The organism is Pseudomonas taeanensis MS-3 (assembly GCF_000498575.2).
GTDB lineage: Bacteria > Pseudomonadota > Gammaproteobacteria > Pseudomonadales > Pseudomonadaceae > Aquipseudomonas > Aquipseudomonas taeanensis.
Map to the genome: position 1 here is coordinate 1 of NZ_AWSQ01000015.1, position 15,368 is coordinate 15,368.

At 60.4% G+C, this 15,368-nt stretch carries 11 protein-coding genes and 2 tRNA genes; 7 read left to right on the forward strand and 6 right to left on the reverse strand.

The window, feature by feature from the left end:
- Positions 1-151: 151 nt before the first annotated feature.
- Positions 152-1,243 (forward strand): glycine oxidase ThiO, encoded by a 1,092-nt coding sequence (gene thiO, locus TMS3_RS24260; RefSeq protein ID WP_025167877.1) that lies wholly within the window; start codon positions 152-154, stop codon positions 1,241-1,243.
- A 45-nt stretch (positions 1,244-1,288) separates the two neighbouring features.
- On the opposite strand, the gene TMS3_RS24265 is transcribed toward thiO, so the two are convergent.
- From TMS3_RS24265 to TMS3_RS24275, 3 genes are read right to left on the reverse strand one after another with little or no spacing between them, the layout of a single operon-like run.
- Positions 1,289-2,626, reverse strand: a complete 1,338-nt coding sequence (locus TMS3_RS24265; protein WP_025167878.1) for a sigma-54-dependent transcriptional regulator — start codon at positions 2,624-2,626, stop codon at positions 1,289-1,291.
- Positions 2,627-2,628: 2 nt separating this feature from the next.
- A complete protein-coding gene (locus TMS3_RS24270; RefSeq protein WP_025167879.1) occupies positions 2,629-4,221 on the reverse strand; it encodes a two-component system sensor histidine kinase NtrB in 1,593 nt (530 codons plus the stop codon).
- The gene (locus TMS3_RS24275) at positions 4,211-4,447 is read right to left on the reverse strand and encodes a PP0621 family protein (protein WP_025167880.1); all 237 of its coding nucleotides are present in this window, start codon (positions 4,445-4,447) and stop codon (positions 4,211-4,213) included. The genes TMS3_RS24270 and TMS3_RS24275 overlap by 11 nt, the downstream gene beginning before the upstream one ends.
- A gap of 314 nt (positions 4,448-4,761) precedes the next feature.
- Between TMS3_RS24275 and TMS3_RS24280 the strand changes: the two genes are divergently transcribed.
- Entirely contained in the window at positions 4,762-6,393 is a 1,632-nt protein-coding gene (locus TMS3_RS24280; RefSeq protein ID WP_025167881.1) for an NAD+ synthase, read from the forward strand.
- 96 nt (positions 6,394-6,489) lie between these two features.
- Here TMS3_RS24280 and TMS3_RS24285 read toward each other — a convergent pair whose 3' ends face one another.
- A complete protein-coding gene (locus TMS3_RS24285; RefSeq protein WP_025167882.1) occupies positions 6,490-7,494 on the reverse strand; it encodes an outer membrane protein assembly factor BamD in 1,005 nt (334 codons plus the stop codon).
- A gap of 147 nt (positions 7,495-7,641) precedes the next feature.
- Between TMS3_RS24285 and rluD the strand changes: the two genes are divergently transcribed.
- The 3 genes from rluD (at position 7,642) to clpB (ending at position 12,136) form a co-directional block, all read left to right on the forward strand.
- A complete protein-coding gene (gene rluD / locus TMS3_RS24290) occupies positions 7,642-8,616 on the forward strand; it encodes a 23S rRNA pseudouridine(1911/1915/1917) synthase RluD (protein ID WP_025167883.1) in 975 nt (324 codons plus the stop codon).
- Positions 8,613-9,350, forward strand: coding sequence for a peptidoglycan editing factor PgeF (gene pgeF, locus TMS3_RS24295; RefSeq protein ID WP_025167884.1), 738 nt, complete (start codon positions 8,613-8,615; stop codon positions 9,348-9,350). Before rluD ends, pgeF begins: the two co-directional genes overlap by 4 nt.
- A 221-nt stretch (positions 9,351-9,571) precedes the next feature.
- Positions 9,572-12,136 carry an ATP-dependent chaperone ClpB gene (gene clpB / locus TMS3_RS24300; protein ID WP_025167885.1) on the forward strand — a complete coding sequence of 855 codons (2,565 nt, stop codon included), beginning with the start codon at positions 9,572-9,574 and terminating at the stop codon, positions 12,134-12,136.
- 138 nt (positions 12,137-12,274) lie between these two features.
- Here clpB and TMS3_RS24305 read toward each other — a convergent pair whose 3' ends face one another.
- Together TMS3_RS24305 and TMS3_RS24310 are read right to left on the reverse strand one after the other, a co-directional pair.
- Positions 12,275-12,607 (reverse strand): PilZ domain-containing protein, encoded by a 333-nt coding sequence (locus TMS3_RS24305; RefSeq protein ID WP_025167886.1) that lies wholly within the window; start codon positions 12,605-12,607, stop codon positions 12,275-12,277.
- 9 nt (positions 12,608-12,616) lie between these two features.
- A complete protein-coding gene (locus TMS3_RS24310) occupies positions 12,617-14,968 on the reverse strand; it encodes a DUF1631 domain-containing protein (protein WP_025167887.1) in 2,352 nt (783 codons plus the stop codon).
- Positions 14,969-15,179: 211 nt separating this feature from the next.
- On the opposite strand from TMS3_RS24310, the gene TMS3_RS24315 reads away from it, so the two are divergent.
- Both TMS3_RS24315 and TMS3_RS24320 read left to right on the forward strand, forming a co-directional pair.
- Positions 15,180-15,255: transfer RNA gene (locus tag TMS3_RS24315), tRNA-Asn, on the forward strand.
- 10 nt (positions 15,256-15,265) lie between these two features.
- Positions 15,266-15,342: transfer RNA gene (locus TMS3_RS24320), tRNA-Pro, on the forward strand.
- Positions 15,343-15,368: the final 26 nt, after the last annotated feature.

The window sequence follows — 15,368 nt, forward strand, 5'->3', positions numbered from 1 at the left end:
TCTTTGCGTGCCAGAAATACTAGCGGGGCCTTATCAGGACGAAGTGCTAAGCCTAGCTTGGCACAGCTTGAGCGGTGCCAATGCCTGGGTAGAAAACTGCTGTACCGATGACGTATAACAGCCCATCTTGGCAGCCTGATTTGGAGAATTTATGCGGATCCTGGTAGTTGGCGGTGGCGCCATAGGTTTATTGTCGGCGCGCTTACTGGCCGAAGCCGGGGCGGACGTGTGCCTGCTGGACCAAGGGGGGCTGGGTGGAGAGTCTTCCTGGGCCGGTGGAGGGATCGTTTCCCCACTCTACCCATGGCGCTATAGCCCGGCAGTGACCGCACTGGCACACTGGTCGCAGGATTTCTATCCGCAATTGGCAGCGCGGCTGCTGGGTGATACGGGAATCGACCCTGAGGTATATGTCACCGGGTTGTATTGGCTGGACCTCGAAGATGAGGCTACAGCTCTGGCTTGGGCTGCGCGTGAACAGCGTTCGTTGCTGGCCGTGTCTATAGAGGCGGTACACCAGGCAGTGCCGGTGTTGGGCAGCGGCTACTCAAGAGCGCTGCATATGCCGAATGTCGCCAATGTGCGCAACCCTAGACTGATCAAGGCATTGCGCGCGGCGCTGTTGAATATGCCCACAGTGACGATACACGAACAATGTGCGGTGACAGGATTCATACAGGAGGGTGGGCGCATCTGTGGGGTGCGCACTGAGGCTGGGGATCTGCGCGCTGATCGGGTTGTCGTGGCGGCCGGCGCCTGGAGTGGGGAGTTGTTAGCCGGTTTAGGGATAGCGTTGCCGGTCGAGCCGGTGAAAGGGCAGATGATTCTATATAAGTGTGCTGAGAGTTTTTTGCCCAGCATGGTCCTGGCCAAGGGGCGCTATGCCATTCCGCGGCGGGACGGACATATTCTGATTGGCAGTACGCTGGAACATGCAGGGTTCGACAAGGCGCCCACCGAGAATGCTTTGGACAGCCTTAAAGCCTCTGCGGTGGAGTTGCTCCCAGCCTTGGCCGAGGCCGTGCCTGTTGGGCATTGGGCCGGTCTGCGTCCGGGCTCACCAGAGGGCATTCCCTTTATCGGAGCTGTTCCGGGGTTTGAGGGGCTCTGGTTGAATTGCGGGCATTATCGCAATGGCCTGGTGTTGGCTCCGGCGTCCTGCCAGTTGTTGGCAGATTTGATGCTGGGTCGGCAGCCTATTATCGATCCGGCGCCCTATGCGCCACGGGGGCGCCTGACTTAGGCGCCTTTTGGCTCGCTCTCACATACGGGTGGCAAGGCGCGGCTGTTAATCGATGCCCAGCTTTTTCAAGCGGTAGCGCATCGAACGGAATGTCAGGCCCAGGCGCTGAGCCGCAGCAGTACGGTTCCAGCGGGTTTCTTCGAGGGCCTGCATGATTAGCTTGCGCTCGATGTCCTCCAGATAGTCTTCCATGTTGTCGATTTGCGCGAGGCTGGCTTCGCCGTTTTCGGTGGGCGCGCTGGCTTCCGCAAGGCGCAAGTCGCTGGCGTTAATTTGGTCGTCTTCGCAAAGGGTGTAGGCACGCTCAAGCATGTTCTCCAGTTCGCGTACGTTCCCGGGGAAGCGATAGCACTTGAGTTTCTCCAGAGCATCGGTGTCGAGTCTGGCGGGGCTTAAGCCAGTACCTTCGGCCAGGCGCTTGAGCATGATCTCGGCTAGGAGAGCGATGTCCTCGCGGCGCTCGCGCAGCGACGGTACGCAGAGTTCGATGACATTCAGGCGGTAATACAAGTCCTGTCGGAAGCGTCCGGCGGCAACCTCTGCCGCGAGGTCTTTATGAGTGGCGCAGAGGATACGCACATCGACCACGACTTCCTGTTGACCACCCACTGCGCGCACGGCTTTTTCCTGGATCGCGCGCAATAGCTTGACCTGCATTGGCAAGGGCAAGTCGGCGACCTCATCGAGAAACAAGGTGCCACCACTGGCGGCCTGGAACAGCCCGTGTTTGTCTTCGATGGCACCGGTAAAGCTGCCTTTCTTGTGACCGAAAAACTCGCTCTCCATCAGTTCCGAGGGGATAGCGCCGCAGTTGACCGGCACAAACGGCCGCTCGTTGCGTGGGCCTTGCTCGTGGATCAGGCGCGCGACCAGTTCCTTACCGCTGCCTGACTCACCACTGATATACACCGGCGCCTGACTGCGGGCGAGCTTCAGGATTTGTTTGCGCAGGGCCCGCATGGGAGGCGAATCGCCGATCAGGCGGCTGTCCACCGGCAGGTCTTTATCCTCGGCCGAGCGCAGGCGCAGAGCCGTGGCGACGAGTTCACGCAGGCGGGCGAGATCGACAGGTTTGGTCAGGAAGTCGAAGGCCCCGGCCTTGAGTGCGTTTATCGCGGTTTCCAGGCTGCCGTAAGCTGTGATCATCGCTACAGGCACTTGCGGGTGGCGTTGCTGGATATGCTGTACCAGCTCAAGGCCACTGCCGTCTGGCAAGCGCATATCGGTCAGGCACAGGTCGAACGGCTCTTTGGCCAGCCATTCGTGGGCCTCCTTGACGTTGCGTGCACTGCGGGTATCGAGCTTCATCCGTCCCAGGGTGATTTCCAGGAGTTCACGGATATCGGGTTCGTCGTCGACGATCAGGGCTCTCTGGCGGGTCATGGTCAGCTCAGTTTGCGTGAATGGGCGAAAGTGATACGGAAGCAGCTGCCGCCGCTTTCACGGGGCTTGTAGTCGAGCCGGGCCTGGTTGCTTTCGCATAACTCTCGGGAAATATACAGGCCCAGACCGGTACCCTTGTTTTCCGTGGTGTAGAAAGGTTCGAAGAGGTGGTGCAGCTGCTCTGGCGGCACTCCGCTCCCGTCGTCGAGTATCTCCAACACCGGTAAGTCGCTGTCTCGGTCGCGGAACAATCTCAGCCAGACTTGGCCTTGCTGATTTTTTTTCGCACTGTAGCGCAGGCCATTCTGCACCAAATTGGTCAGTACCTGAGTCAGTTGATGGGGGTCCATGCGGGTTTGAATGGTTCCGCCCAGCGTCTCCAGATGGAGTTGTTGTCCTGCCGGCGCCGCACTGCGGAACTCACTGGCAAAGCGGTGAAGCCAGTATTTCAGGTCCAGTAACTGTGGTTCGGCCTGGCGCCGGCGTGATAACTGTAAGACGTTCTCGATCACCAGGTTCATTCTGCGTGAGTGATCTTGGATGATTTGGGTAAGACGAAGGTCCGGGCCTTGCAGGTCTTCAGATTCCTGCAGGAGTTGCGCGGCATGGCTGATCGCGCCGAGTGGATTGCGGATCTCATGGGCGATGCCCGCGGTTAAGCGGCCGAGCGAGGCCAGCTTGAGCTGCTGGGCCTGTTGCGCGATCTGTGAAATATCGTCGAGGAAGATCAGGATGTGCCGTTGCTCGCCCCGTTGCAGTGGAATAAAACTTGGCTGCAATACAGGGCCATCGGCGAAAGCTTGTAGGTTCGCAGGGCGCAAAGTCGGATTATGCAGCCAGTGTTGCAGGCGTTTGACCAGCTCTGCGCAGTGCGGGTCGAGGATTTTGCCTGCCAGCTCATCACAGCCAAGCAGGTTCAGTGCGCCTTGATTGGCCAGTAGCACCCGGTGCTGGCCATCGAGAACCAGGATGCCGGTGCGCATCCGTTGCAGGATCAAGGAGTTCAGCGCTTCAAGGTTGGCCACATCGGCCGCCCGTTGTTCGGCCAGGGTTTCGCTGACGTGCAGGCGCCGTGTCACCCCTTGGACAAATAGCGCGGCGGCAAAGCACAGGGCACCAAGGGCTCCTGCTTGGACATATTGCGCCGCCGCTGCGGGGCGGCTGAGGCTGAGGTAAAAGGTCAGGTAAATGATGCTGATGGCGGCGATGGCGGCAATCAGCAGGCCGATGCGGCCGCGCAGGAGGATGTTGGCGATGGCCACTGCGACGATCAGCAGGTTGCCAATCCCGCTAGGCGTGCCGCCAGCGGCATAGAACAGGCCGGCCAGTAGAATTACATCGACCAGAGCCAGGCTGAATACCTGCGACAGGCGGCGCGGGCGCTGCACTACCACGGCCACCAGGATATTCAGAACCAGATAGAACCAGCTGCCATTACGAAATAGAGCAGGGTGGGCCATATCCAGTAGTTGTGAATCCAGATCACTGGAAATCAGTAGGATCAGGACCAGGCCAATGGTCACGCGGTACAGGTGATAGAGTCGCAGGATGCGTCGGCCCTGCGTTCCGCTGAGGGCTAGGACTTCAGTGCTCACCGGGCTTGCGACCTAGTTCGAGGTGCGCCTGGCTGCAATACCAGTGTTGATCCTGCGCGAATGCATGTTCGCGCGGCACATGGATGCCACAATGCTCACAACGCACCATGGGTACCGGCCCTGGTTTTTTATCGCTAGGGCGGCGTGCCGGTTGGGTGATGCGGCGCCAGAGCCAAAAGGCCGCCGCGACTACGGCGATCAGCAAAAGCAGGCGGAATAGGCCCATATGGCTCTCTTATCATTAAAGGCTGGCAGTTTAGCCAAGGAAGCCACGCCAGCACAGTCGTTGGCTGGCCGTTTAATCTTATTGTGCTCGGCCATTCGACGCAGAAAGCCGGCCCGAGATGCTCGTCTGCGTTTCGTGCACGCAGGGTTGGCCCCAGCGCCAGGCCGCCTTGTTTGGCTGTTCAGCATGAGTGGCGAGCTGTTAAACCATAGTTGTGCGTTGTTTCCACGGCTGCCGATGCGGGAGAATGGCAGGCATGCGGCGATGCTGTCTATCGAAGGTGTCGCAAGTGGGATTTCTTTGTGGAGGCGGCTATGAGCCAAACCCTGCGGGTCGTGATGGCCCAGTTGAATTTGCGCGTTGGCGATGTGCACGGCAATGTCGAGCGGATTATCGAGGCCGCGTGCAGCGCCCGTGATCAGTGGCAGGCGGATGTGATCGTATTCTCCGAACTGGCGCTCTGCGGCTATCCGCCGGAGGATCTGCTGTTGCGTTCGAGCATGCAAAGGCGCATCGAGCAGGGGCTGCAACGCCTGCAGGACGAGGTGCGCGGTATCTATCTGGTCGTGGGTTACCCCTGGCTGGAGGATGAGCTGCATTACAATGCCTGCGCGGTGATTGCCGACGGCCAGCTACTGGCGCGCTATTACAAGCAGAAACTGCCCAACTACCGCGTGTTCGATGAAAAGCGCTATTTCGAGCCCGGTAGCCAGTCCTGTGTGGTTGATATCAAGGGTGTGGCAGTGGCACTGACCATCTGCGAAGACATCTGGTTCGCCGAGCCTATGGCGCAGGCGCGTGAGGCGGGGGCGCAGCTGATGCTGAGTCTGAACGCCTCGCCCTTCCATCTCGATAAGCAGCGTGAGCGTGAAGAGGTGCTGGTCGAGCGCGCACTCGAAGGTGCTATGCCGATCATTTACGTCAATCAGGTCGGTGGCCAGGACGAATTGGTGTTCGATGGCGGTAGTTGTGTAGTCAGCGCCAGCGGCCAGGTTTGTCAGCGGGTGCCGGCCTTCAATGAAGGGCTGTATCCAGTTGACCTGCACCTGGACGCCGAACAAGTCACGCCACGCTCAGCGACCTGCGCACCGTTACCTGAGCTTGAAGCTAGTGTTTATCAGGCACTGGTCATCGGCGTGCGCGACTATGTGCGCAAGAATGGTTTCAAGGGCGTGCTGCTTGGGCTGTCGGGTGGTATCGACTCGGCGTTGACCTTGGCGGTGGCTGTCGATGCGCTGGGCGCCGAGAGTGTCGAGGCGGTGATGATGCCCTACCGGTACACCGCGCAGATCAGCCTGGAAGACGCCGAGGCAGAAGCCAAGGCGCTGGGTGTCACCTATCGGGTGCTGCCGATTGCCTCCATGGTCGAAGCCTTTATGGGCACCCTGGCGCCGGTCTTCGAGGGCATGGCCCGCGATACGACCGAGGAAAACCTGCAGGCCCGCTGCCGCGGCACGCTGCTGATGGCCATTTCAAACAAGAAGGGCTATCTGGTGCTGACCACGGGCAACAAGAGTGAAATGGCGGTTGGCTATGCCACGCTCTATGGCGATATGGCCGGCGGCTTCGATGTGCTCAAGGATGTGCCGAAAACCCTGGTGTTCCGGCTTTGTGAGTACCGCAACACCTTGGGTCGAGTGATCCCGCAGCGAGTCATCGACCGTCCGCCGTCGGCCGAGTTGGCGCCGGATCAGAAGGATGAGGACTCGCTGCCGCCTTATCCCGTGCTCGATGAAATATTGAAGCTGTACATCGAGCATGACCTGTCGGCCGACGCCATCATCGCCGAGGGCTTTGATGAGGACATGGTCAAGCGCGTGCTGCGCCTGGTCGATCTGAATGAATACAAGCGTCGGCAGGCAGCCGTAGGGGTGCGCGTTACTCAGCGCGGCTTCGGTCGCGACCGCCGTTACCCGATTACTTCGGGTTGGCGGATTGGTGATTGAGGCTGTGATTTAGTGCAGCGCTACCCGCATTCAAGTGGGTAGTAGAAATGAAAAAGGGAGGCCAGAGGCCTCCCTTTTTCATGGTTGTACGAGGTATCAGTCGAACAGGCCAAAGGTCATGTAGCTGAACCAGGAACGACCCTTCTTCTTGCCATCAGCATCGCTCGCCTGATCCGGGGTCGTCGATTTGAGTTCGTCAGGGATCTGCTCCTCGGCGTCTTCGTATTGGCGGACCACGTCCTGACTGGCGCGAGTTTCGCCTGGTGGCAGCGGGGTATCAGTCTCGATCAGGCCGAGGGTGGCTTTGGCCAGCCAGGAGCGCGTATCGGCTTCTTCTTCGAGTGGAACGAACTGGCCGTCGACCAGGCTCGGATGCTCAGGGTAGTTGAGCTTCAGGGTTTCCAGGCTGGTGGCCGCCAGTTCGTCCAGGGTCAGGCGCTGGTAAGCCTCGGTCATTACCGCCAGGCCGTCGCCGACCGCCGGGGTTTCCTGAAAGTTCTCCACCACGTAGCGGCCGCGGTTGGCGGCGGCGACATATGCCTGGCGAGTCAGGTAGTAGTGGGCTACGTGGATTTCATAGGCGGCCAACAGGTTGCGCAGATGGATCATGCGCTGCTTGGCATCCGGCGCATAACGGCTGGTTGGATAGCGGCTGGTCAGCTGGGCGAACTCGTTGTAGGAGTCGCGGGCAGCACCCGGGTCGCGCTTGGTCATGTCCAGCGGCAGGAAGCGCGCGAGCAGTCCGCGATCCTGGTCGAAAGACGCCAGACCCTTCAGGTAGTAGGCGTAGTCGACGTTCGGATGTTGCGGATGCAGGCGTATAAAACGCTCGGCGGCTGAGCGGGAGGCTTCAGGCTCAACGTTCTTGTAATAGGCGTAAATCAGTTCCAGCTGAGCCTGCTCGGCATAGCGGCCGAAGGGGTAGCGCGACTCCAGAGCCTTCAAATTGGCGATGGCACTGGTGTAGCTATGGTTGTCCAGGTCGGTCTGAGCCTGCTGGTACAGCTCGGTTTCACTCAGGTTCTCGTCCACTACATCCTTGGATGAGCAGGCGGCCGTGAGGGCGAGGATGGCGATCAGCAGCAGGTGTTTCACTTGCATGGCGGCTTGCGTCCCTGTGACGGCGGCTGTCTTGAACCAGGCCGTCCTGTTATGATGAGCACCCCCGGTTCCCCTGGGGCAAAGACGCCGTATTTAACCACAAGCGTGTAGCCGAAACCAAAGGCTACGCCCCCGCCGTTGCAGAGCATGTCTTCTATAAATAAGCTGGCCATTCAACTGAGCGCCGAGGTGCCGTACGATCTGGGCGGTCAACGCCTCGATCAAGTCGCAGCCCAACTGTTCGCCGAACACTCGCGTTCGCGCCTGTCCGCCTGGATCAAAGAGGGGCTTTTGACCGTCGATGGCGCCGTGCTGCGCCCGCGTGACATCGTGCATGGTGGGGCTCTGCTGGAGCTCAACGCCGAGCAAGAGGCCCAGGGCGAATGGATCGCTCAGGATATCGAGCTGGACATCGTCTATGAGGATGACCAGCTACTGGTGATCAACAAGCCCGCGGGCCTGGTGGTTCACCCAGCCGCCGGACATGCCGACGGCACCTTGCTGAACGCCTTGCTGCACCATGTGCCGGATATCGTCAACGTGCCGCGTGCCGGCATCGTCCATCGTCTGGACAAGGACACCACTGGCCTGATGGTAGTGGCCAAGACGATCCAGGCGCAGACCCAGTTGGTCGATCAGTTACAGAAGCGCTCGGTCAGCCGTATCTATGAGTGCATCGTGATTGGCGTGATCACCGCCGGTGGCAAGATCGACGCGCCGATCGGCCGCAGTTCTTCGCAACGCCAGCGCATGGCCGTGACCGACGGCGGCAAGCAGGCGATCAGTCACTATCGGGTGCTGGAGCGCTTTCGCTCGCACACCCACACCCGCGTCAAGCTGGAGACCGGGCGCACTCACCAGATTCGTGTGCACATGAGCCACGTCGGTTATCCGCTGGTCGGTGACCCGGTGTACGGCGGACGCTTCCGCATTCCGCCAGCGGCTAGCCAGACCCTGGTGCAGAGTTTGAAGGAGTTTCCGCGTCAGGCCCTGCATGCGCGCTTCCTCGAGCTGGATCACCCGGTGACCGGGCAGCGCATGAAGTGGGAGTCGCCCTTGCCGGATGATCTGGTCTGGCTGCTGACGCTGTTGCGTCAGGACCGTGAGGCGTTTATTGGGTGAGTGCCTGGGCGCATGACTGGCTGACACCGGATTGGCCTGCGCCTGCGTGGGTCAAGGCGTGTGTCACGACCCGAGCGGGCGGCATCAGTACGGCGCCTTTCGACAGTCTTAACCTCGGCGAGCACGTCGAGGACGACCCTGTTGCGGTGGCGAAGAATCGCCAGCGTCTGCTCAGCCAGCTGGGCTGTCGGCCGGCCTGGTTGCAGCAGGTGCATGGCATCGAGGTCGCACGGGCGACCCCGGGCGAACTGGTGGTTGCCGATGCCAGCTGGAGCAATGCCCCAGGTGTCGCCTGCACAGTGATGACCGCGGATTGTCTGCCGGTGTTGTTTTGCGACCGTGCCGGCACGCGCGTGGCCGCTGCTCATGCCGGATGGCGCGGGTTGGCCGCGGGTGTGCTGGAGGCTACCCTGGATGCCCTGCTCATCGCGCCGGAGGAAACCTTAATCTGGTTGGGGCCGGCGATCGGTCCGCAAGCCTTTGAAGTGGGTGCGGAGGTGCGCGAAGCTTTTGTCAGTCAGCATCCGCAAACGCTCGAGGCTTTTAGTCCAAGTGCCAACTCGGGCCGCTTTATGGCGGATATCTACCAGCTGGCGCGCATCCGCCTGGCTGCCCGAGGGGTTACTGCGGTCTACGGTGGTGGCCTCTGCACCTACAGCGATCCGCGCTTCTACTCCTACCGCAATGCCGCCCGCACCGGTCGCTTCGCCTCGCTGATCTGGCTGGCCGACTGAGCCAACGCGCGCTGCCCGGCTTTCTGGGTAGTCTTCGGTCTCCCAGCAGAGGGGCATACGGTTGCTGGATGGGCGGCGCGCATCGCAGGGCGATCTGACCCAGATCAACGTCGCTCGGCTTGAATCCCGCACAATCGACCTCATCTAGTCTTCATCTCGGCAGGCTTTCGTTAGAGGTGTGTCTATCGCGCCGGCCTGCTTTACGAAAGAAGGATGACGCAATGCGAATCGACCGTTTAACCAGTAAGTTGCAACTCGCGCTGTCCGACGCCCAATCCCTGGCCGTCGGCCTCGATCACGCCGCCATCGAGCCGCTGCACCTGATGCAGGCCTTGCTCGAGCAGCAGGGTGGCTCGATCAAGCCTCTGCTGATGCAGGTGGGCTTCGACGTCAACAGCCTGCGCAAGGCCTTGAGCAAAGAGCTCGATCATCTGGCCAAAATTCAGAACCCCACCGGTGATGTGAACCTGTCCCAGGATCTGGCGCGCCTGCTCAATCAGGCCGATCGTCTGTCGCAGCAGAAGGGTGACCAGTTCATTTCCAGCGAATTGGTGCTGCTCGCCGCGCTGGATGAAGGCACCAAGCTCGGCAAGCTATTGCTCGGTCAGGGTGTGAGTAAAAAAGCCCTGGAAAATGCCGTTACTAATATGCGTGGCGGCGATGCGGTGAATGATCCTAATGTCGAGGAGGCCCGGCAGGCGCTGGATAAGTACACCATCGACCTGACCAAACGTGCCGAAGAGGGCAAGCTCGATCCGGTGATTGGCCGCGATGATGAAATTCGCCGCACCATCCAGGTGTTGCAGCGCCGCACCAAGAACAACCCGGTGCTGATCGGTGAGCCGGGTGTGGGCAAGACCGCGATTGTCGAGGGCCTGGCCCAGCGCATCGTCAACGGTGAAGTGCCCGATGGCCTGAAGGACAAACGCCTGCTGTCTCTGGACATGGGGGCGTTGATTGCCGGGGCCAAGTTTCGTGGCGAGTTCGAGGAGCGCCTGAAGGCGGTGCTCAGTGAGCTGTCCAAGCAGGAAGGTCGAATTATTCTGTTTATCGACGAACTGCACACCATGGTCGGCGCCGGCAAGGCCGAGGGCTCCATGGACGCCGGCAATATGCTCAAGCCGTCGTTGGCACGTGGCGAGCTGCACTGCGTGGGCGCCACCACCCTGGACGAATACCGCCAGTACATCGAGAAGGACGCCGCGCTGGAGCGGCGCTTCCAGAAGGTCCTGGTCGATGAGCCGAGCGAGGAAGACACCATCGCCATCCTCCGCGGCCTGAAGGAGCGCTACGAAGTGCACCACAAGGTGGCGATCACCGACGGTGCGATCATCGCAGCGGCCAAGCTGAGTCACCGCTATATCGCCGATCGGCAGTTGCCGGACAAGGCCATCGACCTGATAGACGAGGCGGCCAGCCGCATTCGCATGGAAATCGACTCCAAGCCGGAAGTGCTCGACCGTCTGGAGCGTCGCCTGATTCAGCTCAAGGTTGAGGCTCAGGCGCTGAAGAAGGAAGAGGACGAGGCCGCACTGAAGCGCCTGGCGAAACTGAAAGAGGATATAGCCCGGCTGGAGCGCGAGTACGCCGACCTGGAAGATATCTGGAAGGCGGAAAAGGCCGAGGTGCAGGGCTCGGCGCAGATCCAGGAGAAGATCGAGCAGGCCCGTCAGGAACTCGAGGCTGCGCGGCGCAAGAGTGACCTGGAGCGTATGGCGGAGTTGCAGTACAGCATCATCCCCGATCTGGAACGCAGCCTGCAGATGGTCGATCAGCACGGCAAGACCGAGAATCAACTGCTGCGCAGCAAGGTCACCGAGGAAGAGATTGCCGAAGTCGTCTCCAAGTGGACCGGTATCCCGGTGTCGAAAATGCTCGAAGGCGAGCGCGACAAGCTGCTGAAAATGGAAGGCCTGCTGCATCGGCGGGTGATCGGTCAGAACGAGGCGGTGGTCGCCGTGGCCAATGCGGTGCGGCGTTCACGCGCGGGCTTGTCCGATCCTGATCGACCGAGCGGCTCCTTCCTCTTTCTCGGCCCGACCGGGGTGGGCAAGACCGAGCTGTGCAAGGCGCTGGCGGAGTTTCTGTTTGATACCGAAGAGGCGCTGGTACGTATCGACATGTCCGAGTTCATGGAGAAGCATTCGGTGGCTCGCCTGATCGGTGCGCCGCCGGGCTATGTCGGCTACGAAGAGGGCGGTTATCTGACCGAGGCGGTCAGGCGCAAGCCTTACTCGGTAGTGCTACTCGATGAGGTGGAAAAAGCTCACCCGGATGTGTTCAACGTGTTATTGCAGGTGCTGGAGGATGGTCGTCTGACCGACAGCCATGGGCGCACTGTCGACTTCAAGAACACCGTACTGGTGATGACCTCCAACCTCGGCTCCGTGCAAATCCAGGAGCTGGTCGGTGACCCTGAGGGACAGCGGGCGGCGGTGATGGATGCGGTGAGCAGTCATTTCCGTCCCGAGTTCATCAATCGCATCGACGAGGTGGTGGTGTTCGAGCCGCTGGCTCGCGAGCAGATTGCCGGTATCGCACAAATCCAGTTGGACCGTTTGCGTCAGCGGCTGGCCGAGCGAGAGCTGAGTCTAACGCTGAGCGACGAGGCCCTGGATAAGCTGATCGCCATCGGCTACGACCCTGTCTATGGCGCGCGGCCCTTGAAGCGGGCGGTCCAGCGCTGGGTCGAAAACCCATTGGCGCAGCTGATCCTGGCTGGAAAGCTCGAGCCCGGCAGCAGTGTCGCTGGCACGGTCGAGGGCGACGAAATCGTGTTTGCCTAGGGCCTGGGCAATAAAAAATACCCCGGTACGGCATGGGCCGTCCGGGGTGTTTTTATGGGACTTTGCCTGACTGTATTGGCGGCAGTCTGGCTGCATATACACGGAGCGACAACTGGCACTCTGGGTGGAGTAAACCGTTCACAGGTGTTTGAGTAGCACCTCGAGCGCTACGGCCTGATCCTCGGCCAGGTCAATGATGTGGAAGCCCGCCCAGCAATGTTTGTTGTCGGCGCCTGGACGGCTCCAGAGGCAGTCGGCGCCGAGCGTTATCTCGCAAACGCCCTCTATCACCTGCTCGCTGACCAGGCGGCACTCGACCAGGGTGTCGGCAGTTTGCGGCGTATCGCTGAACAACATGAAGCCTTCGGCGGAGAGGTCCACCACCCGGCCCAGGCGTCGTCCGCTGTGCAGCTCGAAGACTTCCAGCTGCAGCTCGGTACTATGACGGTCGTGTTGACGACGCTCTTCCATTGGGGCTCCTTAGTGGGTATTGGCTGTGCGCCCAGTAAAGCGCTGCAGGACGTGGTAAATGGCGGTAAGCGCGCGATCTACCAGGGGGGCATCGTGTTCGGCGGTGACGATCCGGGCGAGGCCCTGTTCCATTTCGCTGGCCAGCTGGGCCAGTGGCTTGATTGCCGCACGCTGTCCGCTATGGTCGACAAACATGTAATTGTGCGTGGTCGGGCTGAACCAGGAGAGTTTCAGCGTGCGGGTTTGCTCGCCCGTGACGAATTCAAACCAGGTGCCGAAGCCGATCTGTCCGAGCTGTTTGGCGAGCACCTGAGCGCGAGGTGATAAGCCCGACTCGCGTGGCGCGAGACTGGCGAGCTCGGCATCTTCACCGAGCATGGCGCCAAGCTGGCTTGGCGGCAGGTTAGCCTTGAGTTTGGCTGCGACCTGGGGTTGCTTGGCCTGCACGGCGTATTGACAGGCGACCAAGTCCTGCAGCAGGCGCCGGATGCCGTCCTCATGATAGCCGCCAAGCAAGGTCAGGCCTTTACGCAGGTCCTCCAGAAGCGGTGCGCGCAATGCCTGCAGGCGTTCACGCCCGGCATCGTCCTGCGGCGTGCCACTCCAGGCCATTTGTTCGGCCACTTCGCGGGAGCGTAGCCATTCACTGCTGTCATCGCCGTGTCGCAGCAATACGAAGACCAGTACGTCGGTCCAGGTGAGCTCCAGAAAGTCACGGATGATGCGCGGCGGTTCGCGGTTGTTCAGGCAGTGGGCGATCGCTTCGACAGCCTGTTGGCGTGCGGCTAGCAGTTTGTCACGACCTTTGACGGTTTCTACTGCGCGGCGTTCGCGCAGGTCGACTTTGTGTTTGAGGGGGGTGGCGAATTCGTTGAAATCTTCCAGCAGGGTGGTAAACAGGTGCAGGTCACCCGTGAAGTCATGGATGACGCGCTCGACGACCCACTGCATCTTTGCCAGCAGGCCGCGCTCATCGCCTTCGCTGCCGTACAGCACCCCAGCCTGGGCCATGGCATTGAGTAAGCGGCGCGCGGGGTGGTGGTGCTGGGTGAACAGCGCCTTGTCCTGCAGTGCGACTTTTAAGTAGGGCGTATGCAGATGGGAGAGCGCGGTCTTGCAGGTATCCGGCAGGTTGTCGTCGTCGAGGATAAAGTCGAACAGCATGCCGACCAGGTCGATCACATCGGCTTCCTGATCCGAGAGTTTATGTTGATCGGGCTGCTGGCTATGGGATTCCAGTTGCTGCTGCAAGTCGGTTTTCAGGCTTTCGACCTGTTGTGGGCTGTGCCGGCGCTGCGCCAGATCATCGGCGGATTGGCGCTGCATGCGGTTTAGCGCCTCGAGCAGTTCCGTGGCGCTGTAGATGTGGCTGGCGTCGTGCGGCGCGAAACTGGCGATGCTGCGGGTGTTACCGAATAGCGGGGCATCAATGCCGCGTTGGCGGTGCTCGCCGAGCAGGTTGCGCAGACCGCTCAAGAGCAGAGCCGGATCGCTGGGTGGAGGGCCGTTCAGGTCGAGCGGCGCAGCGGGGGCTGAATCTCCGCCAGGTGTGCTTGACGGGCTCGAGGCCGGTGCGGCGTTGGCGTTGACTGTCGATTGTTCGGTAGCAGTGGATGCTGCCGGTGCCTTGCTCGGCCGCTCCAGGTTGGCATTGCGCTGTGCGCTGTATTTGAGGTTGGGCAGCACACCGGCCTCGATCAGCCGTTGATTGAGCGCCGCATACAGGCTGTCCAGGTTATGCATGACGTGCTGGTCGAACAATGTGTAAAGGACGGCCCTCACCCTGAGTTGCAGCGGGCAAGGTGCCATGGCCTCGCGAAATGCCTGGGCGATGATCTGCGGGCCGAATGGATTATTGTCTTCGCTTAGCTTTTTACCGTTATTGAGCAAGGCCAGGCGTTGTTCCAATGCGAATAACGGCTGAGCGCAGCGGGCCTTGACCCGGTTGACCATGTTGGTGACCAGCAGGCTTTCTTCGTACTCTTCATTCTGTACCAGGGTCAGTTGTTCGGCATCCAGCTCTGCGGCGGCCTGCTGTGGCTCGAGTTTCCCATCGAGAAAGTCGGCGAAGCCTTGGGCGATTTTCTGATGATAGATACGCTCGGCCAGCGGGCGTTGCTTGCGTATCTCGCGCATGCTGTCGAAGAACAAGGTCTGCACCTGATTGTTCTCGGCTTTTTCCGCGTATTCGAACAGGGTGTCGTCGACTTGGCCAAACACCCCGGCCAAGTGCTCGGCCAGACGGTTCATCACCAGCTTGCGACAGCTTTGTACCAGCTCACCAGAACGCGGCTGAATACCTCGGCTTGCAAGCGCTGGCGTGATGCTTGGGGAGTGTGGGGGTGTGTCCTGAGAGCTCATGGACTTTCCTAGTTGAGTCCTGGCGACTGAAGCGTCTTGTTGTGACCGCAGTCATCACAGATATAGCAGCGCCATCGCGCGTCTGCAAAGCATTGTCACTAAAGCAATTTAAGGGGTTGACAGGGCGTTCTGAAACCGTAAAATGGCGCGCCTCTGATACGGGAAACGGTTTAGGCCAAAGCCTAGTAGAAGAGGTTTGAAAGCCAGTAGTTCCGCGATAGCTCAGTCGGTAGAGCAAATGACTGTTAATCATTGGGTCCCAGGTTCGAGTCCTGGTCGCGGAGCCAATCTTTCTATCGGGGTATAGCGCAGTCCGGTAGCGCGCCTGCTTTGGGAGCAGGATGTCAGGAGTTCGAATCCCCTTACCCCGACCATTTTTGGGTCGTTAGCTCAGTTGGTA